The organism is Alteromonas sp. I10, assembly GCF_003201515.1.
Lineage (GTDB): Bacteria > Pseudomonadota > Gammaproteobacteria > Enterobacterales > Alteromonadaceae > Alteromonas > Alteromonas macleodii.
The window spans coordinates 278,623-305,485 of record NZ_QJJN01000003.1 but is presented as its reverse complement, the minus strand read 5'-3'; the positions used below and the strand labels follow the sequence as shown (position 1 = coordinate 305,485).

Sequence of the window (26,863 nt, the reverse complement as noted above, 5' to 3'; positions counted from 1 at the left end):
AATAGTATTACTGCGAAAAGCAAAGCGTCTTATAAAAGGATTTAAGTTTGAAGTCACAAATACATATTATAATTGCCCTGCTATTTCTTGCTTTCACGAGCCTTCCGGCTAACAGCGAAACAGGCAGCGACAGCCAGCGTTACGAATTGAAGGTAGAGAAACTCCAATCTAAAGTGCTAAACGAGCAACGAGAAGTAGTTGTTCAGCTTCCAAAAGGCTACGCCGAAAACCCCGACAAGAAATACCCCGTTATTTATCGTCTAGATGGTGCGGGAAATCTTACTATGATGAATGCAGTGCTAGAATCGCTGCAATCTCAGAATGCTGCACCGGAAGTCATTATAGTCGCCATTGAAAATACCGACCGACTTCGCGATCTATATCCCACAGCAAATGAAGATCCAAATGGGCCTGTAGGCTATGGCGGTGGCGGTGCAAACTTTCTTTCCTTTATAACCACTGAGCTTATGCCGATGGTAGAGAAGAAATATCGCGTGCATGACTTTCGAGTGATAGAGGGGGCATCAGCCGGAGGTGTATTCGCGTTGTACGCGCTTTCCCAGAAGCCTGAGCTTTTTAACGCCGCGCTGACTTACAGTGCTGCGGTGTGGTGGAACTATGGCGCATCTGCAAAAAGTACGGTTGCATTCTTAAAATCTGCCAATCATTTAGACCACTTCATTTACACGTCTATCGGCAATGAAGGCGCGCCCATGCGCCCGTATTATAACGATATGATTTCTGGAATGCGGGCAAATCAACCTGCCGGGTTAAGATGGGAGAACGAAGCCTACGAGGGGGTTACCCACAATTTGGTCTCAGCTGCGTCAACTTTCAGCGCTTACCATCATTTGTTCTTATCAGCTTATTTAAGGCCACAGCAGTTCAGTGGAGATATTAAAAGTATTAAAGACTATTACGCCCGTGTTTCAAAGCAGCGAGGCGAGAGACTCGACGCGCCGGAATGGGTTATTCGCGAATTAGGTTATCACTATGTGGGTAAACAAAATTACGACAAAGCCATCGCCTTGTTTAAATACGATATTGCTGAGTATCCTAAAACGCCAGACGCTTATAATGGCTTAGCTTATGGTTATGAGCAGATGGGCGAGTACAAAAAAGCGCTGGAAAGCGTGAACCAAGCTTTAGCACTTTCCACGTCTGAGCACGATGGCCATCAGGTTTATGTTAATAGACAAAAACGCTTGCAGTCTTTATTGAAGGATTAAGTTATCTTGAACCATAAAAGCACATTTAAACACGTAAATTGGATCGCCACTGCGGTTTTTATGGTTGGAATGGCCTTGGGAACGAGCGGGTGCAGTACCGTCACGACAGGCCAAACCGATCGCTGTATTGAGCAAGCTAACAACGCAGATGTTCATGGGGTGTACACCGTCGACGAGCAGCTAAATGCTTGCCTGGAGACTTACAAACTGCGACGTGATAAAGAAAGAACGGCAGGTGAAGCGTTTGCTGAAGACGTGCTGATCTCAGTTATTGATATTATTACCGACTAGAGCAGCTTCGATTAAGCGAAAAAACCTTCCTACGTACAGTTATAAAAGCAAAGAAGGCAGAGTAATTTACTCTGCCTTCTTTGTTTTTGCTTCTCTATTAAAAGCATAAAAGCAAGCAAAGGTTAACACGTTATAGGAAGAGCCGATGCGAAATTTTTTGACTGCTGTATATGTACTTTCAATCACCGCCATAGCTAACGTTAATGCTAATCACATGCTCGATACTGTCGAAGGGCTGCAGCTTGCTAAGCAATACGATCAAAGTCGCACTGATATCAACGTAGCTGACTATTGGGTTAGTGAGAAGCTAGACGGTATTCGCGCAAGATGGAACGGTACTGAACTACTTACCCGTAATGGGAACAAGATATTCGCGCCAACATGGTTCACCGCTAACTGGCCAGAAACCACTATTGACGGCGAACTTTGGATAGGAAGAGGGGAGTTTGAACGTACAGCTTCTATTGTGCTTTCAACGCTGACAAACATCGAGCTGCACTCTGTCGCTAACGCTTCATCTAGCACAGTGTCTTCAGCAGACACTATTGCCGCAGCCAATTCTCTATCTGCAAAACGCTGGGCCAAAGTTAGATTTATGGCCTTTGACATGCCTATGATGGGTGAGCCCTTTGGTCGGCGACTCAACAGGCTTAACAGCCTAAGTAAATCTACACCTAATCCAACGTTTGCAGTTATCCCTCAATTTAAGCTTACGTCTATTGCTTCACTTGATGAAAAGCTGGAGCAAGTAACCCAGGAAGGCGGAGAAGGGTTAATGCTTCATCATGAACAAGCGCTGTACACATCCGGGCGAAGTGACATGTTGCTCAAAGTAAAACGCTTTGAAGATGCAGAAGGGAAAGTACTGGCATTGCTTCCGGGAAAAGGACGATTTAAGGGAATGATGGGCTCGCTTCTTGTAGAAACGCGAGAAGGCATTCAATTTAAATTAGGAACGGGCTTTTCAGAAAATGAGCGCCAATCTCCGCCTGCTATCGGTAGCTGGGTAACTTTTAAGTACTACGGTTTAACCAAAAATGGAAAGCCAAAGTTTGCAAGCTATCTTCGCACCAGACCTCAGACAGACTTGCCCAATTAACACTTACTTACTGCCAGTATAGTCACAATGAACTGCCTCTCACTTACTGTTGTTATACCAATCCGCATGGATAAGTGCCCACTCAGAAGGCGCTGGCAAGCTTCATAGCGAAGCTTGGGAATGCAGGAATGGTTGTTCCCTTTCAAATTCCCAGAATGAAGCTAGGAAGCTTGCCAGACCTTCCCGAAGGGCGAGTTTAAAATGTCCGTACTCTTTGTTGTGTCACCTTGATGTAGAACCACTATACCTGCGGCAACACGCCGCGATTACGAACATTTTAACTCTCGCTGAGTGGGTAATTATCTATGCGGACTGGTATTAATCGTTTACGGTTTGCTTCAATTGAAGAAGCATTGTGTACAGCTAACCCCTTGTCTTTAAGTCATAAAGCCCTATAACTTTACTACATGTTAATTGCTAAAATGACTTTGCTTATTTCTTTTTAATCGCTTTTGTCGTTTAAAAGTAATGGTATGAATAGCGATTATAAGTGAATTAAAAGGGCACTAAATTTAAAAAATGGGCCCGTGAAGTTATACTGTTGATGATTTATTAAACACACCTTGCGTCAAGTGCGTACAAGACCGTTTACTCCCATTGCGCAAGCTAACTTAGAGGAAGAGACTGTGTTACAAGACTATCGCAATCACGTTGAAGAACGTGCCGCTCAAAATATTCCACCTAAACCGCTTAACGCTGAACAGGTAGCTGGCCTGGTTGATTTATTAAAGAACCCGCCAGCAGGCGAAGGGGAGTTTCTTTTAGAACTGCTGTCAGAACGTGTACCGCCTGGGGTTGATGAGGCAGCTTACGTTAAAGCTGGGTTTTTAAGTGCAATCGCAAAAGGTGAAGACAGTTGTGAGCTTATCTCTAAAGAGAAAGCCGTTGAACTGCTAGGAAATATGCACGGTGGCTACAACATTGCCACTTTAGTGGAGCTACTTGATGATAAAGCGCTTGCGCCGTTGGCAGCGAAAGAGCTGAAACATACTCTTTTAATGTTTGACGCTTATCACGATGTGGAAGAAAAGCACAAAGCGGGTAACGAGCATGCCACTGACATCATTAAATCTTGGGCTGAAGGTGAGTGGTTCACGTCGCGCAAGTTAATGGACGATAAAATCACTTACACCGTGTTTAAAGTAACAGGTGAAACGAATACTGATGATTTGTCGCCAGCCCCTGACGCATGGTCTCGCCCAGATATTCCTCTGCACGCCCTGGCAGCTTACAAGATGCCCCGCGAAGGTTTAGAGCCAGAAGAACCTGGTGTTAAAGGCCCAATGGCGCAAATAGAAGAAGTCAAAAGTAAGGGGTATCCCGTAGCGTTTGTCGGTGATGTAGTTGGAACCGGCTCGTCACGCAAGTCGGCAACTAACTCTGTATTGTGGTTCTTTGGTGAAGACTTACCGGGTGTGCCTAATAAGCGTGGCGGCGGTGTGTGCATTGGTTCAAAAGTTGCGCCTATCTTCTTTAACACCATGGAAGACGCCGGTGCGTTGGTGTTTGAAGCCGATGTGGAAAAAATGAACATGGGTGATGTGATAGACATCTATCCGTTTGAAGGCAAAATCACCAACCATGAAACCGGTGAACTTCTTGCAGAATACAGCTATAAGTCGAAGGTGATTCTGGATGAAGTGCGTGCAGGTGGACGTATCAACCTGATTATTGGTCGTGGCCTTACCGAGAAAGCGCGTGAGACACTAGGTTTAGGCCCAACGGATTTATTCCGCACGCCTGAACAGCCAAAAGACAGCGGCGCGGGTTTCTCGCTAGCGCAGAAAATGGTGGGTAAGGCGTGCGGTGTCGACGGTATTCGCCCAGGCACCTACTGCGAACCTAAAATGACAACCGTGGGCTCGCAAGATACCACAGGGCCAATGACCCGCGATGAGCTTAAAGACCTAGCCTGTCTTGGCTTTACTGCCGATTTAACCATGCAGTCATTCTGTCACACCGCCGCTTACCCAAAGCCGGTGGATATAGAAACGCAGCACACGCTGCCCGATTTTATAATGAACCGCGGTGGCGTATCGCTTCGTCCTGGTGACGGCATTATACACAGCTGGTTAAACCGCATGCTGCTGCCTGACACAGTAGGCACGGGTGGTGACTCGCATACTCGTTTCCCATTGGGTATTTCATTTCCTGCAGGTTCTGGCCTAGTCGCGTTCGCTGCGGCTACTGGCGTTATGCCGCTAGATATGCCCGAGTCGGTATTGGTGCGATTTAAGGGAGAAATGCAGCCGGGCATTACGCTACGCGACCTAGTACACGCCATTCCGCTGTACGCCATCAAACAAGGGCTGTTAACGGTAGAGAAAAAAGGCAAGATCAACGCCTTCTCTGGCCGTATTTTAGAAATCGAAGGACTAGAGAACTTAACCGTTGAACAGGCGTTCGAGCTTTCTGACGCGTCGGCGGAGCGTTCAGCAGCAGGTTGTACTATCAATCTATCTGAAGCGTCGATTGCTGAATACCTGCGTTCAAACATTACCATGCTTCGCTGGATGATTAACGAAGGTTACGGCGACCCTCGTACGCTAGAGCGTCGCGCGCAGAAAATGGAAGAATGGTTAGCTAACCCAGAGTTGATGCGAGCAGACGCAGACGCTGAGTATGCAGAGGTAATCGAAATTGATCTTAACGATATTAAAGAGCCCATTGTGTGCTGCCCTAATGATCCGGACGACGCGAAAACCTTATCTGACGTTGCAGGCGATAAGGTAGACGAGGTATTTATTGGTTCATGTATGACAAACATTGGTCACTTCCGCGCAGCGGGTAAGCTACTTGAGCAGTACAACAAAACACTGCCCACCCGTTTATGGATGTCACCACCGACTAAGATGGACAAAGCTCAATTAATGGAAGAGGGCTATTACAACATTTATGGTCGTGTAGGTGTGCGTACGGAAATGCCGGGCTGCTCACTATGTATGGGTAACCAAGCACGGGTTGATGCGGGCACAACCGTGCTTTCAACATCCACTCGAAACTTCCCTAACCGCTTGGGCGATGGGGCGAATGTTTATTTGACCTCAGCAGAGCTTGCTGCTGTGGGTGCCATCGTTGGGCGCATCCCAACTGCTGAAGAGTACATGGAATACGCCAGCAAAATTAACGCAATGTCGGGTGAAGTATTCCGCTACTTAAACTTCGACAAAATGCCTAGCTTTAAAAAGGCTGAGGAAGAAGCAAAAGCGCGCATTATTCCAACATTGAATGTTGCTTAAAATAGTGTATAAACTACAAAGCCGGTGACCGTTAAGGTGACCGGCTTTTTTTATGGCGAAAAGGAATGTCTAATGGGAAAATCTTTCTTTATTGTTGCTGCACTTGTATTAACCTTAGGGTGTGCAAAAGCGCAGGTTGACCCTGTATCGTCGCTGAATTCAGTGGACTTTGAATCCATTACACTTGAGATTGGCGGCAAGCACTATGAAGTTGAGTATGCCAAAACCTTTGAACAACGCGCACAGGGCCTTATGTTTCGCAAAGCCTTGTGTGAAGACTGCGGTATGTTTTTTAAGTTTTCTAGCCCAAAGTTTGCGGGCATGTGGATGAAAAATACCTTTGTTCCTCTAGACGTAGCATTTATCGACAGAAAAGGCGTAATAACGGATATAAAACCTCTCACTCCGCATAGTTTGGAGTCGGTCGGATCATCGAAAGAGGTACTTTACGCGTTGGAAATGAACCAAGGGTGGTTTGCCGAGAATAATATAAAAGTAGGCGACCAAATAACGATTGATTAACCGCGCAAAAGGCGCGGTTGCTGCTAGCGAAATGCTAGTTTTATTCTGGAGTTAAATATAGTGACAAATGCCTTATCGATAGCTAAGTTCGGTGGAACTAGCGTTGCGAATTACGAAGTAATGCAAAACTGCGCCCGAATTGTTGCCGGTAATGACAAAACGCGCATTGTGGTAGTGAGCGCTGCGGCAGGTGTAACCAATCACCTGGTAAGCTTAGCGCACACACCTATGACGCAACAGCAAATTGAAGAGACCTGTCAGGCCATTATCAATATTGAGCTTGCCATTCTTAACAAGTTGAAAGATAAAGACGCGGTTGAGCCAAAACTCAACGACTTGTTAGATGAAATGCGAAGCTTAGCGTTTCATGAAGAAATCCTTCACCGCGATGATTTAAAAGATCAGCTGCTTTCAATGGGTGAGCGGATGTCATCGCTGATGTTCTCTTCAGTGCTTGCAGAGCAGGGCGTAAAAACCATGAACTTTGACGTACGTAAGGTGTTACGTACGGACAGTGAGTTTGGAGAAGGTGCGCCGCAAATCGAAGAAATCGAAAAGCTGTCTAAACAATTGCTGGCACCTGAAATTAAAGACGCGATAGTGGTTACTCAAGGCTTTGTCGGAGCCGATGAGGAAGGCCGTACTACAACGCTAGGTCGTGGTGGTTCAGATTTTACGGCGGCGCTACTTGCTGAAGCGCTTGATGCCGAATCGTGTGAGATTTGGACTGATGTAACAGGGGTGTACACAACTGATCCGCGCATTACGCCAGCCGCTCATCCGTTACCAGAACTCAGCTTTGAAGAAGCGGCGGAAATGGCCACCTTTGGTGCCAAGGTACTACATCCTGCCACTATGGAGCCTGCGCTTCGCAAGGACATAAAGGTGTTTGTAGGCTCTAGTAAGGAGCCAGAAAAGGGCGGTACTTGGATTGTGCGTGATTGTGAGCACGAACCACCGTATCGCGCTATTACTCGCCGTAAAGAGCAGGTAATGGTGACAGTGAAAACACCTAAGATGATGTATGCGCAAGGCTTCCTACAGCAGGTATTTGCCATCATCGCTAAGCACAAGCTAAGTGTTGATTTGGTTACCACGTCAGAAATCTCGGTATCTTTTACCCTTGATAACCCTGCAAACTCTGTGGCTCAGCGACTAAACAAAGAAACCATTGCTGAACTTGAAACTATCTGTGATGTGAAAGTAGAAAAAGGTTACGACCTTGTCACGGTTGTAGGTAACAACATGCAAACCGCTGTAGGTGTTTCTAGCAAGATTTTAGCTGCGGTTTCAGATTTCAACCTGCGTATGATTTGCTTTGGCGCCAACCCGCACAACCTATCGTTCTTGGTTAACGAGACCGACAGTGACGACGTGGTTCGCAAGCTTCACACGGCGTTATTTGAATAAGCACCTACTGTGCTGAATGACCCAAAAAACGGTCGCCTTAAAGGCGGCCGTTTTTATTTCACATCAGTTTGTAGATGATTTCAAAATGTCGACCGGTACAATGATTTCGTGACGTTTATTCCACGGTAGGGTGAAAGGCGAGTCGTAGCCCATATAGCTAGGTTCACCATCAAGCTCAATATTATTGTCCCTAAGGGCTTTAAGCAGTTTATTCGTATACTGCTTCTTATCGCTGTCCTTGTTGAAACCTGAATAACGAATAGCGGCTACCGTTCTCGCTGGTACAGTAACCAGCGATACATCTTTGTGCGTAGGCACAGGAGCGCTTTTAATGTCATATTTGCTGGGCAAGAAAAACATCATTGTTTCTGAAGATGAGACTTCGACAGGAGAGGTCATTGCAATTTCTTGAGAGCGCTTTCCAACTTCTACGGGGGACGTCATTGACACATTGCTACTGGATGTATTCTCACCAGAGATATAATTAAAGAGTAGTTGAAATGCTCCGTTATCTTCATTCCCACTAGACATTACGCCTAACGCTTCATTGTAATGCCTCACTTCAATATCTTCATCAAGGGTCTCGATAATGGAATAGGGAAGGGTTTCTGTATCTTTGTAATATGATGGCTCAGCCTGGATCATTGTTGACGCCAATAAAGTAGTAATGAAAAGAGGCAAGCGAAAACGGGAAAATATCATTCTTTTTTAGTGGTTTGTTACGAATAGTCCTTATACGAATTAAAGCCGATTAATGCTCAGTTAAACTGTTCTAAAGTAACTATCTATGCATTCCTAAAGTGTGCCAGATTAATTGTCGGACACAAAAAAGGGGCTAAAAGCCCCTTCTTAAAACAGATTTGTAAAAAGCGTTACACTTTAAACTGTCTGATAGACTGTTGTAACTCTTCAGCAAGTCGAGCCACTTCATGGCTAGACTCAGACGTTTGCTGTGCTCCAGCTGTCGTCTCTTCAGCGATACCCACAATAGTTTCAAGCTTTTCGCTGATCTCTTGTGATACCGTATTCTGTTCACGGGCAGACTGCTCAATTTGAGAGCTCACGTCATGGGCTTTGTGAACGGCGTCTGAGATGATATCCAATGCCTGTGTAGCCTTTTCAGTTTGTGCCACACACGCCGCAGTTTGCTCTTTACCTTGATTCATCACCGATACCGCTTTTTCAGCACCCGCTTGAAGCACTTCAATCATAGCGTTGATTTCTTGTGTCGATTCTTGAGTTCGGCTGGCAAGGGTTCTCACTTCATCAGCAACAACCGCAAAGCCTCGACCTTGTTCACCGGCACGCGCTGCCTCAATAGCAGCATTCAAGGCGAGCAGGTTGGTTTGATCTGCAACACCACGGATAACGTCTAAAATGCCACCAATGCTTGCGCTGTCTTGATGAAGCTTATTGATAACGTCTGCCGCTTCTTGAACGTCACGAGATAAGATCTCAATGGTGTTCTTATTCTCTAGTGAGATTTGGCGCACGTTCTCAGCCTCAGCATCCGCATGACGAATTTGACTTAGCGTATCTTCAGCGTTTTGCACAACCAGCTGCGACGTAGAGTGCATTTCTGTGGTTGCTGTTGCTACTTGGCCAATTTGTGATTTCTGATCCTGAATTGAATGCGTCGTTTGCGCCGTCACTGCAGACGTTTGTTCTGAGGCGGCTGCCAGCTGTTCAGCACGAACGTTAATGGCTGTAATGAGCTCCTTAAGGTTTCCAATAAGCGTATTACAGTTTCGAGCTAAAAGACCAAATTCGTCTTGCGCCGAATCGTCTAAGCGGTGCGTAAGGTCACCCGATGAAGCCACCGTCAGAAGTTCATTTACACGATAAAGCGGACGTGTGATTGCGCGAACGGTCACGTAGCCAATGAATGCTGCTACTGCAATCGAGATGATAACGACCACAATAACGAACGTGTTGCCTGTCGCAATCGCGCCATTAACCTGATTTTCTACATGTGTCGCTTTCTTGTCTGCAAGGTTGAGCAGGTTTTCAAGAGCGACAACCGCTTGCGCGATATTTGAGTCTGAAGCGTTAAGCGCTTTTTCAGCATCATTTCTACGCTCTAGACGATCAACATGAAGCTGAACCACGCCATCGTTAGCTTTAATCGCATTGATTGCGTTGTTAACCAAGTCGTTAATGTCATCAAGAGTACCAGAATCATCGCGACCGCCCGCAGTTTGCATCATGTCGCTTAATTGCGTGACCACTTTCTCGACAACCAAATCAACTTCGTTGCCTAGCGTCTGCGAACGAACAAGTGTCTCTGTTTTAATGTACTCGTATGAAACCGTGAGCAAAGAAAGCAGCGAGGTCTCAAGTTGGCCGCCGATTTCTGCCGCACGTCGTAGGTTAGAGTCGCGCTGAACAGCATCTAAGTCTGAGAAATCTAGAAGGTAGGTAGATGCATCGTCTGCGTTGTCTTCGGCGTCACCCAGTCTGTCTTGAATTGTGTTGCGTATATCAAGGTACATTTGGTGATTTTTGTACATCGCTTCAACATTGGTGATATATGCTTCATATGATTCACGTACAGTATTCAGCGTGCTCTTTAGTTCAGGCTCGTTATTAACGGCCTGCGCCAGTTTCTTATATTCACTCTCAAAGGTGTCTTTGGCAGAGTTAAAAGACGCTCGTTTGTCTTTTAAGCCATTTAGATCTTCTTCGATGTAGCTCTCGAAGGTAAGTCGGCCCATATTGAGAAAGCTGGCTTTAAGTGCATTGCTGCCTGCTACTGTGGGTAATGCAACGTCATTTACTTCTTCCGTTGCTGAGCCTATTGAGTTGAGGTTATAAAGTGAAACAACACTAATGACGATCAGAAGTGCGCTAATCGCTACAAATCCCCCGATTACGCGTGTGGCTACCGTTATTTTCATCGGAACTCCTGGATGAGTGTTTTTTATTTTTATCCCTAACGATATTACCCGTCTCAGCAAACAAAATATAGCGATTAAAGAAGCTAGTTTGCTCAATTACTGAGTAGATAATGAGACATTATCGTTACTATCGTAAGTAAGTGTATCGGCTACAATAACTTAATGTTTATTTTATTTAGCACTTAAGTGTAGAAAGTTTAACTGGTAATACCAGTTGGTGCGTAAAATTATACACGTAAACATGTGCGAATTGGATAATTGCGGAGCCAGTAAACTCTGGTCTTAGGCAGAAACACTCACAAGCGAAGCGGAATTCAGGTTTAGCAAAGTCATGCTTTGCCCCCAAACATAGCCTGTATCTAAGCCGATAAATTGATGACTGTTTGTTTGGCCCGACAGAGCTGCCCAATGCCCAAATACCACTCGTTGATCGTCACCGAGCTTTTTATTCTCTACTTCAAACCATGGTTTTAACGTGCTACTGGTGCTGTGGGATACTGCGCTGGGATGAGATTTATTATCAAAATCGAGTGTCCCATCGGTATGAACAAAACGCATGCGCGTACACGCATTCACAATAAAACGCAGTCGCTCATCATCCTTAAGTTTATCTGACCAGTTGTTGGGTTTATTACCATACATTTCTGAAAGAAAAGCAGCGTAATTGTCGGATTTTAGGATGTTGCTAACTTCGTCACTAAGTGAAACGCACTCATCGATAGACCATTTAGGGTAGAGTCCAGCATGCACCATTACTGATTGCTCATCTAACTTCATTGCCAACGGGAACTGACGCAACCAGTCAATAAGTTCGGCCAAGTTTGAAGCATTTAGTAGAGGCTCTAATTTGTCGGATTTTTTTGCTTTGCGGATGCCGTTTACAACGGCAAGTAAGTGAAGGTCGTGGTTTCCTAAAACACTGCTAAACTGGCTGCCGAGAGACTTTAAAAAGCGCAATGTGCTCAAAGAATCTTCTCCTCGAGCAACTAAATCACCTACTGCGAGTAGCGTATCGTTTTCTTCGTCGAATTTTACTTTATCTAACGCGCGACGAAGACCATCGTAACAGCCTTGTATATCACCAATGACGTACGTGTTACCTTGCGACATAGAAACCTTAATGAAGAATACTTGGAATGGCTAATCGGAAAACGTCGATAGGAACGCGAAAACGCTCGCCGCTCTCTAATTCCATTACATAGTAGCCTTCCATATTCCCAACCGGTGTGTCAATGACAGCGCCACTGGTATAGTCAAAATGCTCGCCCGCTTTCATGATAGGTTGCTTGCCTACAACCCCATCACCTTCAACTTCTGATGTCTTGCCATTTGCATCGGTAATTTTCCAGTAGCGACTGAGTAATTGCACCGTATGGTCGCTATTGTTCTCAATCGTAATGTGGTACGCGAAGGCAAATTGCTTTGAATCTGACGGAAGGTGGTCGGGAAGGTGACGGGTTTTCACCCGCACCTTAATATCAAGTACATCCATAGAGAACTTACTGCTCTTGTTGGTGCTCTTTTGCCGACACAGCGTTTGCTATTGTGGCAAAATCGTTAAGTGATAATACTTCTGCGCGAGAGGTAGGATCGATACCTAGCTCACGGATCTCCTCTTCACTTAAACTGTCTTTCAGCGAGTTGCGAATGGTTTTTCGGCGCTGGTTGAACGCTTGTGCACAGACGCGCTCAAGCGTATTTACAGACTCAACGTCTACTGGCGGAGCCTGATGCGGCACTAGCTTCACTACTGCAGAATCAACCTTCGGGGGTGGCTTAAAGGCACCCGGCGGAACATTGAGTACCGGAATGACGTGGCAGTAATACTGCGCCATAACGGAAAGCCTGCCGTAATTCTTAGAACCTGGTCCTGCTGCCAAGCGGTTTACCACTTCTTTTTGAAGCATAAAATGCATATCTTCTATGCAGTGAGCATGATCAAAAAGGTGAAACATTAGTGGTGTCGAAATGTTGTAGGGCAAGTTACCAAATACGCGAAGCTTTTTGTCTTTGACTGGCATTTCTTTAGAAAGGGCGCCAAAGTCCATGGTCATTGCATCTTGTTCAATAACCGTTAGCTTATTGCCGTTAAATGGATGGTGTCTCAATCGCTTAGCAAGATCTCTGTCTAGCTCAATGACTGTGAGTGCATCTACTTCTTCACAAACAGGATCTGTTAATGCGCCTAAACCGGGTCCAATTTCTACCAAGTTTTGTTCATTTTTTGGCGCGATGGCCGCAACAATCTTGCCTATCACGTAATCATCGTGAAGGAAGTTTTGTCCGAATCGCTTTCTGGCCGTATGGCCTAAGTGTGTTTTACTCATTGTTGATGATGTGCAAGCTCGATGGCTTTTTCCAATGCTTTTCTGAAACTACCGGCGTCGGCTTCACCTGTTCCTGCTAAGTCTAATGCAGTACCGTGATCTACCGATGTACGAACGAAAGGTAACCCTAGCGTGATATTCACTGAAGCCCCAAAACCCTTATATTTTAGCACGGGTAAGCCTTGGTCGTGATACATAGCCAGCACTACGTCAGCATTTTCCAGATATTTTGGTTGAAATATGGTGTCTGCAGGTAGAGGGCCTGTGATCTTTAAGCCTTCTTCTCTTAGTTCGTTAAGCGCCGGAATGATGGTATGAATTTCTTCAGTGCCAATGTGACCATCTTCACCCGCGTGAGGGTTCAAGCCACACACATAAATGTGAGGTTCTTTAACGCCAAACTTCAATTTAAGGTCGGTGTTGATGATATGAATGACCTTATGAAGACGCTCTCGGGTGATAGCTTTCGCTACATACTCAAGGGGAATATGCGTGGTGGCAAGCGCTACATTAAGGCCCTCAGTTGCCAGAAGCATAACCACATCAATGGTATTAGACTGATACGCAAAAAACTCAGTATGACCGCTGAATGATACCCCTGCTTTGTTGATAATGCCTTTGTGTACGGGGCCTGTGACGACGGCGTCGAAGTCGCCATCCATATTTGCCTGACACGCCTGGCGCAGAGTTTCTACTACGTATAACCCGTTTTCGCTATCAAGCTCGCCTGGCGTAACGTCAACGGATTTATCTATTTGCTTTATAAACAACGAACCCGCATCTTGAATTTGCGGGTTAGTGGCATCGTAATCGATTAGCGTTAATGGCAGCCCCAAGGCGCTTGCTCGTGCTGTGAGCATTTCGCCATCGGCAAACACGACAAGCTGAGCTTGCCATGTTTCCTGGGCCAGTTTTATGATCAAATCTGGCCCGATACCTGCCGGTTCTCCCGGCGTTATTGCTATTTTAATTGGTGTACTCATGAATAACTTATTGTTACGAGTCGACAACTTCTACGTAAGCGGCATCACGCATCTCACGTAACCAGTTCTCGGTTTCCTCTGAAAATTTACGGTTGAAGATAAGCTGGTAAGCTTTATCTTCTTTGCGCTTATCGGTAGCGTCGTCAATACGACGTTCAATAAGCTGAATTAAATGCCAGCCGTGAACAGTACGCACAGGATCACTAAATTCTCCAGGCTCAAGCTGTGCAAGTGCGTCTTTAAACTCAGGCACGTAGTTATTTGGATCCGACCAGCCTAGCTCGCCACCGCGAAGTGCTGAACCAGGATCTTCTGAATGCTCTTTAGCTAGCTCTGCAAAATCAGCTTCACCATTTTTCACCTCTTCTTTGAAGCGGTTTAGCATGGCCTTAGCTTTGTCCTCACTAAGAATGATTGAAGGCTTAACAAGAATGTGGCGAGAGTTTACTTCTTCTACCGTGACTTTCTCAATACCGCGCGTATCTAGTACTTTTAGGATATGAAAGCCTGCACCGCTTCGAATAGGACCAACAAGAGCATCTTTGTCTTTGTTCTGGATAGCTTCAGCAAAAAGCGTCGGCATGGCGTTAATGTTAAGCCAGCCCATGTCACCGCCTTCGAGCGCTTCGTTACCTGATGATGACGCAATGGCGATTTTAGCAAAATCAGAGCCTGACTCTAATAGTGAAATGACTTTGTCAGCACGTTCACGCGCCGATTGAATATCTTCATCTGTAGGCTCTGGCGGGAAACCAATAAGAATGTGACCTAAGCGGTATTCAGCTTGCTCAGCACCTTGTTGCTCCATCAGGTCAATCAAGGTGTCGATTTCTTGAGGTGTAATATAGACACGGCGACGTACGTTAGCGCGGCGAACTTCACCCATGATAACTTCTTCGCGAATGTCTTCGCGGTAATCATCGTATGCAATACCTTCCGCTGCCAACTGAGTACGTAGCTCTTCAATTGTTGCATTTTGATTCGCTGCTATATTACTAATGGTTTGCTCTAGCTGTGGGTCGCTAATGCGAATACCCATACGCTCTGCCATTTGAAGTTGAAGACTTTTTGAGATTAAGCGCTCAATAGCCTGTGTACGAAGCGCACGATCTGACGGTAGTTGTTGATTATTCGCTTCTGCGTTGCGTTTAACGTCTTGTATTAGCGCATCGATTTCACTTTCAAGTATTACGCCTTGGTCAACAATTACAGCCACGCGGTCAAGCATGACCTCTTGCGCAACACTGTTAAACGAGAGTAGGGCACCTAACATCAATGCACGGATAATGAACTTCATACACACTCTTTTATTATTGGTTGATTGCATTTAAGCGCTGTAAAGCGCTCAACTGCGGGTTAATTTAAACTATAAGGCTGACGATAGCCAAACATACCGTCTTGAAGCATGCTTCTTTGGGTACCAGATGACCCGATGCCTTTGAAAATAAATTGTAGCGATATTCCAGAATCAAAATCGTCTGTTGTCTGTTCGCCGCTAGCATTGTAACGGTTGTTCAGACTGCGCTGCGCAACTAATCGCACCGCCCAACAGCATGATTCATACTGGATACCTGCATAGGTTTCTACACTTCTATTGCGTTCAAGATCTCGGTAAGTACGGCCAACCCACTGCCAATTTTCAGAAATAGGCCAGCTTGCCGAAATACCAATTTGATCTATGGTTTCACCACTGAGATCGCGAACATAGCGATGACTTAATTGAATAAAGCGCGAATCATCTTTGCGGTATTCAATACCCACGCTGCTTAAGTCAACTTTGTCTGTGTCAGTGGTCACTTGCACATCAGAATGGAAGAACCAGTTTTTATTAAAGCGCCAATCCACTTCAGCGGCGAGCGCTGAACGATCTTGATTCTTGGTTGCCGCAATGACTTTGTTATCTTCAAGGTAAAATATCTGACCCACACTAAGAACAAATTGTTCCCGATTGTTTTTATCCAACATGCGTGTGGTCGCGCCAAGGGTGATTTGGTTGTTATCGCTTATCCTATCAAGGCCAGTAAATTCCTGACCTCTAAACAATCCTTCAACGTCGGTTAACAGCGGCGTTGAGTCATAGAATCCAATCGCAGTTTGGTCTTCATACGATGTATAAAGATACTGAATCTTTGGCTCTAAAGTCATCGACATATCGTCGCTGAACCACGATTTATCCCTTTCAAAATATAACGCGCCATAAAGGCGAGCTTGTCCTAATGTGCGTTCAACATCTTCTTTTAAGTCAGTTCCTTCAACATTGTCTTGTTGATAAACCGTTTGAAAAAGCGTGGTTTCTGCGACAAGTTCACCCCATGCTGCGCGAAGCGGCACCGCTAAAGTAGGTGCAACGTGAAAACGAGTAGCCGTTGGAGCGGTATCGAGAGTATTGTCAAAGTGTGCGACTTCTGAGTCTAGGTTGAACTCTAGATATTCACCTAACGCTTTGTTGTAGTTGATTTTGATCTCAGGTACGGCGCGATAGCTATCTGCAGTATTACCCAGTACTTCAAAATCTTTTATCTGCATATTTACGGATAGATTTTGCGAGTAGTAACTTAATCCAACGCTACGATATAGGTGGGTGTCAGCGCGACTGTAATAATCTGAACCAAGATCAACTAAATAGTTGTCGTCACTTAATCCGTTGAAATCAACGTTTAGTAGCCAGTTGTCAGCTATAAGCCCTTGATGTTCCAAGCGATAAAAATATCGGTCAGGGTTCCCACTAATATCTGAGTCGCTCGGCAAGTACTCCACGTATGCTTTGCCTTGGCTACGCTCCGTTAGATAGCGGAACTCAGTATTCAGCTGAAGACCGCGAAGGGTCATCAATCGCGGTGAGATGGTCATGTCATAGTTGGGGGCAATATTCCAGTAAAAGGGCTGCGTATAGTCGACGCCCGTTCTACTTGAACTGGTTAACTCTGGAAACAATAAGCCCGTTTGGCGCTCGTTGCTAACAGGGAACGCAAAATACGGTAAATAAAACACTGGAACATCGGCAATGTAGAAGCGTGTGTGTTTGGCTTGGCCCCATACGGTCCCTTTTTCCAAACTAATTTCACTGGCGCGTATTAGCCAGTCTTCATCGCCTTCAGGACACGTAGTGAAGCTAACTTCTTTGAGCACAATTCCCGTGTCTGTATCTAATACAATATCTTTTGCGGCTCCCTGACCCACAAAACCCGTCAGCTGATAGCGGGTATTTTGCATTTCTAAGCGCTCTTCTTCAGAGCGAAGGGTCACAGCATCGCTTTCTACTTTTAACTGCGAGTCTTGATACGTTACGTCGCCTTTCGCAATAAGGTCTCTGCCACTTCCGTTAATTTGTGCTTGAGATGCACTAATTACCGCAGTATCTGACGTGATATCAACATTACCAGAAAACAGCGCTACGGTATCTTGGATAATTTCAGTACGGTTAGCTTCAACTTTAACGTGGCCTTTGGGCATTAATGCCTGGCTACTGAAAGTAACAGGTTCGACTGAGCAGAATGCAAGAGGGGCTGCATCTGACGTTGGTTTAGAATTTGAAGCTGTCGTTTCCTGTGCAAACGCGACTGTAGGCAAAAGAGTCGCGGAAACAAGCATGGCGCAGGTGTTTTTCATGCGTTAATGGGCGGCCTGTTTTGTTGTATGTTGCTTTTAAACCCAAGTAAGACGACGTCCGTCTCGGTTAGTTCGACATAACGTTTAAAAAAACAGTGATAATGCACATTACTTCTTGGCAAAGAGTTAATGTAGCTTTCACTCGCTATTACTATTTATATAAGCGCTCAATTCTAAGCACTTCTGTCGTAATTACCAACCATTCAGACAAAAAAATGCACTTTTATATGCACAACACATCAAAGACGGAGGCAATTAGTGGCAGTAAGCTTGATTTCAAGCTGCACAAGCCCTAGTTAATTAACTTATGTATTTGATATGATGATTGGTATAACGCGCTCTGCACGGCGTGATTTCACTACAGTAACATCAACTTTCTAAACAGTGCACCAACGGAGTATGACGCGATGTCAATTTGGGGAAAAATCCTCGGCGCCTTGTTCGGCTTTATGTTTCTTAAAATACCTGGGGCGATCTTAGGGCTGTTAGTCGGGCACTTTTTTGATAAAGCCTATCGCCAAGACTTCAATCAGCTAGGTGGCTTTGGGCGCTTTTTTACCGATCAGGACAATCTGAAGCAGCAAGCTATTTTCTTTCATAGTTTGTTTAGTGCGTTAGGCCATCTTGCTAAGTCTGACGGTAAAGTAACGGACAGAGAAATTCAAATCGCCACAGCATTAATGGAGGAGATGCGTTTAACTGGGGATGCCCGTCGTGAAGCTCAGGATGCATTTAGAGAAGGCAAAGCGCGAGACTTTCCTTTAGTCGATACGTTGAAAGGTTTTTACGACGCCAGCCACGGTAGACGGGATATTCTTCAAGTATTCTTAGAGATTCTTATTCAAGCCGCTTTCGCCGACGGTCAGCTTTCACAGGAAGAATACAACGTACTTGAAAAAGTAGCGAAGCCACTAGGCTTTAGGCGTCGTGATTTAGATTATCTAATTTCAATGTATGAAGCTGAAATACGCTTTAGGCAGCGGTCTAACTCTGGCTCAGGACAACGCACTCATTCAGGTCAACGTCAGCACAGCCAATCAGCCTATTCAGAACAGCAAAGTTTAGATGATGCCTATCACATATTAGGTGTGGCGGCATCCGACGATGAAAAGACAATAAAGCGTGCCTACAGGAAGCGCATGTCTGAGCATCACCCCGATAAGCTGGTGTCTAAAGGGCTACCTGAACAGGCAATGGAAATTGCGAAAAAGAAAGCGCAAGATATTCAATCAGCCTACGAGCTGATTAAGCAAAAGCGTGGCTTTTAGATGGCAAAAACTCATCGTGAGTTAACTTATGTGCCTGCAGCGAGTCAGGCGCATATCGATGGTTTTATCGAGATGCTTTGGCTTGAGAAAGGACTGTCCGATCATACTCAGCAGAGCTATCGCACCGACCTTACTAAGCTTGCTATCTTCAGCAACAATCAAGGCGTAAAAGATATCGCTGTGCTGACCACTGAGCAGCTTCAGGACTATTTAGCCTATCGTCACGACAAGGGGCTGTCCACACGCAGCACCCAACGTGCGCTTAGCGCTATCCGGGCGTTTTTCGTATTCCTAATTAGTAAGCAGGTTCGCGTTGATAGCCCAGTTTCCGCGCTGTCTAATCCGAAAACACCCAAAGCTTTGCCTTCTTCACTCAGTGAGCAACAAGTTGAAGATTTGCTAAATGCCCCCCTTACCGACGACCCTATTGAATGTCGGGACAAGAGCATGCTTGAAGTGCTTTACGCGACCGGCCTTCGTGTAAGTGAGCTTATTGGGTTAACAATGGATCAAATAAGCCTTCAGCAAGGCGTAGTTAGGGTTGTGGGTAAAGGGAATAAAGAGCGCTTAGTGCCCCTTGGTGAAGATGCAATAGAATGGCTGCTGACCTATATTAAAACAGCCAGACCGATACTCGCCAGTAAAGCTTCTGATGTGGTATTTCTAAGCAAGCGTGGACAGAAAATGACGCGCCAAACATTTTGGCATCGCATTAAATACTATGCGGTGAAAGCGGGAATTGAGCAGCACCTTTCTCCCCACACGTTGCGTCATGCCTTTGCGACACACCTTTTGAATCACGGTGCTGATTTACGTGTTGTACAAATGCTGTTGGGGCACAGCGATTTGTCAACGACTCAAATATACACCCATGTAGCGACAGAGCGACTTCAAAATTTAATCCACAGTCATCACCCACGTGGCTAAATTGGCTAAATATACAAATAAAGAATGCTATAAATTGGGGCCTGTATACGACGAGGCTCAGTGACGACGTATATAAAATAAAAAGGTCTATGGTAGGATACGAGCCATGCAAAACGTTTAGAAAATACATTTTCCGTTAGTGCTTTAACGCGGCTGAGTTTAAATGTTGACGTTAAATGTACTGAGGTTAAAAGAAAATTAGCGTTTAACGTGCAATTTTTTGCTAAGTTTTACGGTCTGAACGTTATGAATGTAAAAATTTTTAGCAATTGCTTTAAATGGAAAGATACCGATTCAAGCAGTTGCATGTTAAGCCAGTAAGTACAAGCGAACTTAAATGGCAAAATGGAGAGTATTTAGTGAAAGCAGTAAAGAAAGTATTGTTAGCCAGTGTAGTTGCGGCAGGTTCTCTATTAGGGCTTAGTGCGCAAGCGGCTGATGAAGCGGCTATCCGTGATAAATTAACCTCAATGCTAGGGTTAGATGTAGAAACCATTGCTGACTCTCCAGTATCAGGGCTGGTTCAGGTATCAACAAACCGCGGTTTATTTTACGTAAGTGAAAACGGGCAGTATCTGCTTCAGGCTCGTGTTTTTAACATTGATGAAGAGATGCGTAACGAAACAGAGCTGGCACTTTCTGGGCTGCGCAAAGAAGGCGTAAAAGAGATGGAATCATCGTCTATTACGTTTAAGGCCAAAAACGAAAAGCATGAAATAAGCGTATTTACTGATATTACGTGTGGTTACTGCCGTAAATTTCACAACGAGATTGATGAACTCAACGATGCGGGCATCACCGTACACTACCTTGCGTTTCCACGTTCTGGGTTAAACAGTGAAAACTACAACGATATGGTGTCGGTGTGGTGTGCGAAAGACCCGCAAAAAGCGTTAACTAAAGCTAAAGCGGGTAACGACGTAGCTAGCGCAAGCTGTAAAAATAAAGTGGCAGAGCAGTACATGTTAGGTCAAAAATTAGGCGTGAATGGCACGCCAAATATCGTACTGCCAGACGGCTCATTGATTCCTGGTTATCAGCCAGCTGCGTTGCTTGCTAAAGCATTGGAGGAAGCTGAATAGCCATTCAGTCCTTAACCTTAAATATAATAAAAACGCACGCTTTGTGCGTTTTTTTGTTTTCTGCGGTATGATTCGTCCTCATATTTTCTAGCGTTTTTTCGTACAGTTTTGCTTTGCAGTTCACACGGGCGTTTACTTGGAATCTGCACTAATTATCGAGTGTCCCGACTCCAGTCTTTTTATTTAAAGCCTATTTGAACTGGCATCGACAACTGCATTTACAGTATTGGTTAGTGGTATTTCATGATATTGCCTATTGTTCGCCGTGAGGTTACCGGCGCCTCGCTTAGTTCCGACTTACATCCTGTTATCGATAGAATTTATCGCGGTCGTAATATTGCGAATTTAGATGACTTGGAGAATGGTCTAAAAGGACTAACACACTTCAATGTCTTGAAGGGGATGCCGCAGGCCGCGCAAATTCTCGCCAATGCTGTTGTGCAAAATAAACGTATTATTATTGTGGGCGATTTTGATGCCGACGGAGCAACCAGTACATCGGTATGTATATTGGCGCTTCGAGCCATGGGCTATCACAACGTTGATTTTCTTGTGCCTAACCGCTTTGACTTTGGTTACGGACTTAGCGTGCCTATTGTGGATGAAGCTGCCAAACAGGGAGCAGAGGTTATTGTCACAGTGGACAATGGCATTTCCTGTATTGACGGTGTGACCCATGCAAAGTCGTTGGGAATGCAGGTTGTTGTTACCGATCACCATTTGCCAGGCGATGTTCTACCTCCTGCTGATGCGATAGTAAATCCTAACCAACCTGGCTGTGAATACCCTTCTAAAAATTTGGCTGGGGTTGGCGTTGCGTTTTACATCATGCTAGCACTTAAAGCCGAGTTACAGCAGCAAGGGCATTTTGAAAGAGCGGGGTTAGCGCCACCAAACCTAGCGTCGCTACTTGATATTGTTGCGGTTGGTACCGTGGCCGATGTGGTGGTACTGGATAAAAATAACAGAATTTTAGTTCATCAAGGCCTTCAGCGGATTCGGGCGGGTAAGTGTCGACCTGGCATTAAAGCATTGGTCGAAGTAGCGAATCGCGATTGCGCTCACTTAACCTCAACTGACTTAGGCTTTGTGGTTGGGCCAAGGCTTAATGCCGCGGGTCGATTAGACGATATGTCCCAAGGCATTGCGTGCTTATTAGAAGATGAAACCATTCAAGCGCGAATGATCGCTGCGGAACTCGATGCGCTTAATAAAGAACGCCGTGAAATTGAGACCGGCATGAAAGCGCAAGCGGAAACTGTACTAGAGCAAATGGCGCTGGATGAAGGCGATATGCCAAGCGCACTGGTGGTTTATCGCGAAGACTTTCATCAAGGGGTTATTGGTATTGTGGCAGGGCGTTTGAAAGAAAAGTACCTTAAGCCCGTTATTGCTTTTGCCCATCAAGACGACGAGATCATTAAAGGTTCGGCACGCTCAATTCCCGGCGTGCACATTCGCGATGTACTTGATGAAGTTAATACGCGCTACCCTGGCGTTATCGAAAAATTTGGCGGGCATGCCATGGCCGCTGGATTAAGCTTGCCCGTAGCTAAGCTTCAAGACTTCGAGCTGGCTTTTGTTGATATTGCGCGAGCGCACATGGCAAAGCTTGATGGAAATCATGCTTTACTTTCCGACGGTGACTTGTCATCGAAAGAGCTGTGTTTACCCTTTGCGCATTTACTGCGTCAAGCAGGTCCGTTTGGACAGGGCTTTGAATCACCACTATTCGATGGTGAATTTGCACTACTTGACCAGCGCTTAGTTGGCCAAAAGCACCTAAAAATGGTGTTAAAAAGTGACGGTGCTAACGAGGTCGATGCTATTGCGTTTAACGTTGATTTAAAATCATGGCCGAATGCCATGGTCAAACGCGTGCATATTGCCTATCGACTTGATATCAACGTATTTCGCGGTCAGGAAACCGTGCAACTTATTGTAGAGCAAATAGAAGCGCGTTAGCAGGAGCGAGTTCACACGCAGACGGATGGCCAGTCAGCCTAACGAGCAATAAGCGTAAAGTTGTGGAAAGAAGGGACAAAGGTGAAAAGCGAAAGACAAAAGCTGGTGGATAAGCATAGTCAGCTGAATCAAACCGACAATGCAAAAGTGATTTCCCACGTTCAGCGAGAAGAGAAAGACAGCGACTGGATTCGCCACACCATTATGCTAGAAGGTATTGATGTCCCTTTTATCTATCGGCGTAAACAGCAATACCAAAGCTTAAAAGGCGCGCGAGTGAACGTAACCTACTATCGCCACGTTGAAGAGGTGGCTGGCATTGAGTTTGAAACCATGAAAGTGGTACGAATTAAGCGCAGCTGATATTAACGTTGCCACAGGCACCACTTCGACAACAATTAACACACAGTGAGCAACAATGAATAATGAATGGTTAAATGCCTATGTACTGCATAGACGCCCTTACAGGGAGACCAGCTATATTGTTGACTTTTTTACCCTAGAAGAAGGGCGTGTTAGTGCGGTAGCGAAAGGGGTGAAGAATAGTAAATCTGACAAGAAAAGCCTGCTTCAACCTTTTCAGCATCTTCGTTTACAGTTAAGCGGAAAGTCGGAGTTAAAAAATTTACGTCACGTTGAAAGTGTTTCACCCTCCATCAATCTTGTGGGAACGGCGTTATTTTGCGCCATGTACGTTAACGAACTAACTAATCGTGTTATGCCGGCGGGGCTTGCCAGCGATGGCGTTCACAATGCTTATGAAAATGCGCTGCTGTCTCTTCGAGATGAAAGCGACATAGAAGTGACCTTACGTCAGTTCGAATTTGCACTGCTTGACGAAATGGGGTTGTTGCCCGACTTCACCACCGACGTCGAGTACGAATTGCCCATAGAAGAAACCGGTAGTTATCATTTTCAGATAGACGCAGGGTTCGTGCGACTGCCTGACGATATGGCTGGTCCCCGCGGTATGCGAGGCTTTCCTGGACAAGCGCTGCTTAGTTTGTCACAGGGGGAATTTACGCCGCTTAGTAAAAAAGTGGCTAAGGTGCTTTGCCGGGACTTGCTGAAGCCGCTAATTGGTGAAAAGCCACTTAAAAGCCGCGAGCTTTTTATGCCCAAGCCGCGGTAATAGCATTAAATTATTTTCTCTTAACTCAAACGCTTAATAAGCACGTTCTACAAAAAAATTTGCTACAATTGCGACTTTCCTTAAAAGGGTATTTTTACCCTCAAAGCAACGTATTAAACAGGAAGAGCTGGCCTCTTCTATCGCTCTTACAGGTTAGGTGGTGAAATGAGCACGATTTTATTAGGCGTTAACATCGACCATATTGCAACGCTACGCAATGCGCGCGGTACGCATTACCCAGATCCAGTGCACGCAGCGGATATTGCCGAGCGTGCAGGTGCAGACGGCATTACGGTTCATTTGCGTGAAGACCGCCGTCACATTAAAGACCGCGATGTACGCATTTTAGCGCAAACCATTAATACCCGACTTAATTTGGAAATGGCGGTAACCGATGAAATGCTGGCAATTGCCGAAGAAGTGAAGCCTGTTTTTTGTTGCTTAGTACCTGAAAAGCGCGAAGAGTTGACTACCGAAGGTGGTCTTGATGTGGCAGGGAATTTTGAAAACATCAAAGCGGCGTGCGAGCGACTCGCTAATGCGAACATTTTGGTGTCGTTGTTCATTGATGCCGACAAAGCGCAAATTGACGCGGCAGCAGCATGTAACGCTCCTTACATCGAAATTCATACAGGCCAATATGCAGAAGCCACCAGCGAAGAAGAGCAGCATAAAGAGCTAGCGCGTTTAGTTGAAGGTATCGAGTACGCCGATAGCTTAGGGCTTAAAGTGAATGCCGGTCATGGCTTGCACTATCACAATGTTAAGCCTATTGCGGCTATCCCTCAGTTAATCGAACTTAATATTGGCCACGCTATCATTGCTCGCGCCGCGTTTGATGGCCTTCATACGGCTGTAGCTGATATGCGTAAACTTATGCTAGAAGCACGAGCAGGCATTTAACCTTAGATTCAAAAGGGTGTAGATAACGTGGCGATTGCAGGGCTAGGTACTGACATTGTAGAGATAGCGCGACTTGGTAAAGGCGATGGCGCTAATGAACGCTTAGCCAAGCGAGTACTTACGCCTGCCGAGTGGCAGCAGTTTAGCGAGCACGGTACGCCAGTTCGCTTCTTAGCCAAACGTTTTGCCGCCAAGGAAGCGGCAGTGAAGGCCCTTGGTACAGGGATTGGAAACGGGATCAGCTGGCAGCATATAGAAGTGCGCAATAACGATTTAGGTGCGCCAGAGCTTCATTTTTCTGGCGAGTTTGCTGCAATGTGCAAAAACCGAGGTATCACGCGAAGCGTGGTCAGTATTTCAGATGAGCAGCATTATGCTGTCGCCACCGTTATACTAGAGTCTGAATAGAGCAGCTGCCCCTAACCCACGTAGGCGACTTCTATTTGGTGAGCGCGCGCAAAAATCTCTACTAACATCAAACCACGTAAAGCAAGTAACCGGAGTCACACTTGGCAAACCTTTTTAAACAATCTCGCAGCAAGCAAAAAGGCAAAACGTCGCTTACTGAGCGTGGCGCTTCAAAAAAAGGGAATGCCAGAGCCAACGCGCAGGTCGCAGGACTTCGATTTGGGAAAAGCAAAAAAGCAGCGGATACCAGTGAAAGTCAAAAGCCTAACACGGTCACCATTGAAGATTTGGACTGGATGGGCAATGGCGTAGTGCGCGGCAATCCGATGGTATTTGTTGAAGGTGCCCTTGTAGGAGAAACCTGCGACATAGAGGTGGTATCTAGCAAAAAGAAAGTCATTAACGCCAGGGCGACAAACATTCACTCGCCAAGTGATGCAAGACAAGCGCCTTTTTGCCCTGTGTTTGATGTATGTGGTGGGTGTCAGCTACAGCACATAAAGCCTGACGCTGCCCTTGAGCAACGTGACCGAGCTCTTAAAGTGATGATGGAACGTCACCTTGCAATGAAGCCACACGTTTGGCAAGCACCTTTAGCAGGTCCTCGCCCTCAATATCGCAGAAAAGCAAGGCTGGCTATAGATGCCCGCAACCCCAATCAAATTAAGTTGGGCTTTCGTGAAGCAAATAGCAGTAACGTTATCAATGTAGAAACCTGCCCAATACTGGTCGACCCGCTATCTAAACTTATTGGCCCTTTACGAGATGCGCTTACAGGGTTCGAGTCAGCGCGTCATATTGGACATATCAGCCTTATTGCAGGCGACAACACCTCGCATCTTGTTATTAAACACACCAAAGCCCTTGAAGCTGAGCTTATTGATGCAGTGAGCGAATTGGTGAACACGAGTTCATCAGTTGGTGTCTGCGGTATTGAATTAAAGCTTGAAAATAAGCAGGGGCAAATTCGCAGTGTGGGCCGTGGTACTGATATGGTGATGAACACGGTAAATGGCTGCTCAATTTCACCTAGTGCTAACGACTTTATTCAAATTAATAAAGTGGTTAACGAAAAAATGGTTAATCAGGCAATAGGATGGCTAAACCCAAAGCCCAACGAACGTATCGCTGATTGGTTTAGCGGGCTGGGCAATTTTACTTTACCTATTGCTAAGTTAGGTGCAAAGGTTCAGGCGGTAGAAGGTGTGGCAGAGATGGTGCGCCGCGCCAAAGACAATGCACAGCAACAGGGCATTGAAAGTGTAGAGTGGCTGCATTTAGATTTGGCTGATAAGACCAACGTCGAGGCTTCATTACAGCTGGGCTTTGATAAGGTACTACTCGACCCCTCAAGAGAAGGGGCGTTGACCGTTTGTCATGCGCTTGTAAAAGCACTACCAAAAACGATAGTGTATGTTTCTTGCAACCCAAGTACGTTTTCTAGAGACGCGAAGGTGTTGATAGAGGGAGGTTATGAAATGGAAAAAGCGGGCGTAGCAGAAATGTTCCCCTTCACCCATCACATGGAAATGATGGCCTTGTTTACGCGAAAGCAGCAGTAACGAGTAAAGG

Annotated in this window: 23 protein-coding genes; 15 read left to right on the top strand and 8 right to left on the bottom strand. The window is 45.6% G+C overall.

Annotated elements, in window-relative coordinates:
- Nucleotides 1-47 precede the first annotated feature (47 nt).
- From BZA03_RS08205 to lysC, 6 genes are all read left to right on the top strand, one after another.
- Nucleotides 48-1,229, top strand: coding sequence for an alpha/beta hydrolase-fold protein (locus BZA03_RS08205; RefSeq protein ID WP_110288489.1), 1,182 nt, complete (start codon nt 48-50; stop codon nt 1,227-1,229).
- Between the two features lie 6 nt (nt 1,230-1,235).
- Nucleotides 1,236-1,520, top strand: a complete 285-nt coding sequence (locus BZA03_RS08200) for a DNA ligase (RefSeq protein ID WP_110288488.1) — start codon at nt 1,236-1,238, stop codon at nt 1,518-1,520.
- 145 nt (nt 1,521-1,665) lie between these two features.
- Complete coding sequence (locus BZA03_RS08195) at nt 1,666-2,619, top strand: DNA ligase (protein ID WP_110288487.1); 954 nt, start codon at nt 1,666-1,668, stop codon at nt 2,617-2,619.
- Between the two features lie 626 nt (nt 2,620-3,245).
- Complete coding sequence (acnB, locus tag BZA03_RS08190) at nt 3,246-5,858, top strand: bifunctional aconitate hydratase 2/2-methylisocitrate dehydratase (RefSeq protein ID WP_110288486.1); 2,613 nt, start codon at nt 3,246-3,248, stop codon at nt 5,856-5,858.
- A 72-nt stretch (nt 5,859-5,930) separates the two neighbouring features.
- On the top strand, nt 5,931-6,380 hold the full coding sequence (locus BZA03_RS08185; RefSeq protein ID WP_014948302.1) for a DUF192 domain-containing protein: 450 nt from the start codon (nt 5,931-5,933) through the stop codon (nt 6,378-6,380).
- 60 nt (nt 6,381-6,440) lie between these two features.
- Entirely contained in the window at nt 6,441-7,790 is a 1,350-nt protein-coding gene (lysC, locus tag BZA03_RS08180) for a lysine-sensitive aspartokinase 3 (protein ID WP_014948303.1), read from the top strand.
- A 63-nt stretch (nt 7,791-7,853) separates the two neighbouring features.
- Here the strand turns inward: lysC and BZA03_RS08175 are convergent, their stop codons facing one another.
- The 8 genes from BZA03_RS08175 to lptD form a co-directional block, all read right to left on the bottom strand.
- Nucleotides 7,854-8,435, bottom strand: coding sequence for a heme-binding protein (locus BZA03_RS08175; RefSeq protein WP_014975692.1), 582 nt, complete (start codon nt 8,433-8,435; stop codon nt 7,854-7,856).
- A gap of 227 nt (nt 8,436-8,662) precedes the next feature.
- Nucleotides 8,663-10,687 carry a methyl-accepting chemotaxis protein gene (locus BZA03_RS08170; RefSeq protein WP_039235832.1) on the bottom strand — a complete coding sequence of 675 codons (2,025 nt, stop codon included), beginning with the start codon at nt 10,685-10,687 and terminating at the stop codon, nt 8,663-8,665.
- Between the two features lie 282 nt (nt 10,688-10,969).
- On the bottom strand, nt 10,970-11,797 hold the full coding sequence (locus BZA03_RS08165) for a symmetrical bis(5'-nucleosyl)-tetraphosphatase (protein WP_110288485.1): 828 nt from the start codon (nt 11,795-11,797) through the stop codon (nt 10,970-10,972).
- A gap of 7 nt (nt 11,798-11,804) precedes the next feature.
- The gene (gene apaG, locus BZA03_RS08160) at nt 11,805-12,179 is read right to left on the bottom strand and encodes a Co2+/Mg2+ efflux protein ApaG (RefSeq protein WP_014948307.1); all 375 of its coding nucleotides are present in this window, start codon (nt 12,177-12,179) and stop codon (nt 11,805-11,807) included.
- Nucleotides 12,180-12,186: 7 nt separating this feature from the next.
- On the bottom strand, nt 12,187-13,014 hold the full coding sequence (gene rsmA, locus BZA03_RS08155) for a 16S rRNA (adenine(1518)-N(6)/adenine(1519)-N(6))-dimethyltransferase RsmA (protein WP_014948308.1): 828 nt from the start codon (nt 13,012-13,014) through the stop codon (nt 12,187-12,189).
- Nucleotides 13,011-13,997: a 4-hydroxythreonine-4-phosphate dehydrogenase PdxA gene (gene pdxA, locus BZA03_RS08150; protein WP_110288484.1), complete on the bottom strand. Its 987-nt coding sequence runs from the start codon at nt 13,995-13,997 to the stop codon at nt 13,011-13,013. The genes rsmA and pdxA overlap by 4 nt, the downstream gene beginning before the upstream one ends.
- Nucleotides 13,998-14,010: 13 nt before the next feature.
- Entirely contained in the window at nt 14,011-15,324 is a 1,314-nt protein-coding gene (gene surA / locus BZA03_RS08145) for a peptidylprolyl isomerase SurA (protein WP_258364609.1), read from the bottom strand.
- A 29-nt stretch (nt 15,325-15,353) separates the two neighbouring features.
- Nucleotides 15,354-17,606 (bottom strand): LPS assembly protein LptD, encoded by a 2,253-nt coding sequence (gene lptD, locus BZA03_RS08140; protein WP_014975696.1) that lies wholly within the window; start codon nt 17,604-17,606, stop codon nt 15,354-15,356.
- A 407-nt stretch (nt 17,607-18,013) separates the two neighbouring features.
- Here lptD and djlA point away from each other — a divergent pair, with 407 nt between their 5' ends.
- The 9 genes from djlA (at nt 18,014) to rlmD (ending at nt 26,853) form a co-directional block, all read left to right on the top strand.
- Entirely contained in the window at nt 18,014-18,874 is an 861-nt protein-coding gene (djlA, locus tag BZA03_RS08130) for a co-chaperone DjlA (RefSeq protein ID WP_110288482.1), read from the top strand.
- Nucleotides 18,875-19,801, top strand: coding sequence for a site-specific tyrosine recombinase XerD (gene xerD, locus BZA03_RS08125; RefSeq protein WP_110288481.1), 927 nt, complete (start codon nt 18,875-18,877; stop codon nt 19,799-19,801).
- 359 nt (nt 19,802-20,160) lie between these two features.
- On the top strand, nt 20,161-20,883 hold the full coding sequence (dsbC, locus tag BZA03_RS08120) for a bifunctional protein-disulfide isomerase/oxidoreductase DsbC (protein ID WP_014948313.1): 723 nt from the start codon (nt 20,161-20,163) through the stop codon (nt 20,881-20,883).
- Between the two features lie 243 nt (nt 20,884-21,126).
- Nucleotides 21,127-22,848, top strand: coding sequence for a single-stranded-DNA-specific exonuclease RecJ (recJ, locus tag BZA03_RS08115; RefSeq protein ID WP_110288480.1), 1,722 nt, complete (start codon nt 21,127-21,129; stop codon nt 22,846-22,848).
- Nucleotides 22,849-22,929: 81 nt separating this feature from the next.
- Nucleotides 22,930-23,211 (top strand): hypothetical protein, encoded by a 282-nt coding sequence (locus tag BZA03_RS08110; protein WP_014975700.1) that lies wholly within the window; start codon nt 22,930-22,932, stop codon nt 23,209-23,211.
- A gap of 55 nt (nt 23,212-23,266) precedes the next feature.
- The gene (recO, locus tag BZA03_RS08105) at nt 23,267-23,980 is read left to right on the top strand and encodes a DNA repair protein RecO (RefSeq protein WP_069943768.1); all 714 of its coding nucleotides are present in this window, start codon (nt 23,267-23,269) and stop codon (nt 23,978-23,980) included.
- Nucleotides 23,981-24,145: 165 nt separating this feature from the next.
- Nucleotides 24,146-24,883 (top strand): pyridoxine 5'-phosphate synthase, encoded by a 738-nt coding sequence (gene pdxJ, locus BZA03_RS08100; protein WP_014975702.1) that lies wholly within the window; start codon nt 24,146-24,148, stop codon nt 24,881-24,883.
- A gap of 27 nt (nt 24,884-24,910) precedes the next feature.
- Nucleotides 24,911-25,291: a holo-ACP synthase gene (acpS, locus tag BZA03_RS08095; protein WP_014948318.1), complete on the top strand. Its 381-nt coding sequence runs from the start codon at nt 24,911-24,913 to the stop codon at nt 25,289-25,291.
- Nucleotides 25,292-25,392: 101 nt separating this feature from the next.
- A complete protein-coding gene (gene rlmD / locus BZA03_RS08090; protein ID WP_110288479.1) occupies nt 25,393-26,853 on the top strand; it encodes a 23S rRNA (uracil(1939)-C(5))-methyltransferase RlmD in 1,461 nt (486 codons plus the stop codon).
- The last annotated feature ends 10 nt before the right edge of the window (nt 26,854-26,863 follow it).

Bases quoted from the DNA above. Each gene is read 5' to 3' on its own strand.
- BZA03_RS08195 (WP_110288487.1), top strand. From the start codon at position 1,666: ATGCGAAATTTTTTGACTGCTGTATATGTACTTTCAATCACCGCCATA.
- BZA03_RS08185 (WP_014948302.1), top strand. From the start codon at position 5,931: ATGGGAAAATCTTTCTTTATTGTTGCTGCACTTGTATTAACCTTAGGG.
- BZA03_RS08175 (WP_014975692.1), bottom strand. From the start codon at position 8,435: ATGATCCAGGCTGAGCCATCATATTACAAAGATACAGAAACCCTTCCC.
- BZA03_RS08170 (WP_039235832.1), bottom strand. From the start codon at position 10,687: ATGAAAATAACGGTAGCCACACGCGTAATCGGGGGATTTGTAGCGATT.
- BZA03_RS08165 (WP_110288485.1), bottom strand. From the start codon at position 11,797: ATGTCGCAAGGTAACACGTACGTCATTGGTGATATACAAGGCTGTTAC.
- apaG (WP_014948307.1), bottom strand. From the start codon at position 12,179: ATGGATGTACTTGATATTAAGGTGCGGGTGAAAACCCGTCACCTTCCC.
- rsmA (WP_014948308.1), bottom strand. From the start codon at position 13,014: ATGAGTAAAACACACTTAGGCCATACGGCCAGAAAGCGATTCGGACAA.
- pdxA (WP_110288484.1), bottom strand. From the start codon at position 13,997: ATGAGTACACCAATTAAAATAGCAATAACGCCGGGAGAACCGGCAGGT.
- surA (WP_258364609.1), bottom strand. From the start codon at position 15,324: ATGCAATCAACCAATAATAAAAGAGTGTGTATGAAGTTCATTATCCGT.
- lptD (WP_014975696.1), bottom strand. From the start codon at position 17,606: ATGAAAAACACCTGCGCCATGCTTGTTTCCGCGACTCTTTTGCCTACA.
- djlA (WP_110288482.1), top strand. From the start codon at position 18,014: ATGTCAATTTGGGGAAAAATCCTCGGCGCCTTGTTCGGCTTTATGTTT.
- xerD (WP_110288481.1), top strand. From the start codon at position 18,875: ATGGCAAAAACTCATCGTGAGTTAACTTATGTGCCTGCAGCGAGTCAG.
- recJ (WP_110288480.1), top strand. From the start codon at position 21,127: ATGATATTGCCTATTGTTCGCCGTGAGGTTACCGGCGCCTCGCTTAGT.
- recO (WP_069943768.1), top strand. From the start codon at position 23,267: ATGAATAATGAATGGTTAAATGCCTATGTACTGCATAGACGCCCTTAC.
- pdxJ (WP_014975702.1), top strand. From the start codon at position 24,146: ATGAGCACGATTTTATTAGGCGTTAACATCGACCATATTGCAACGCTA.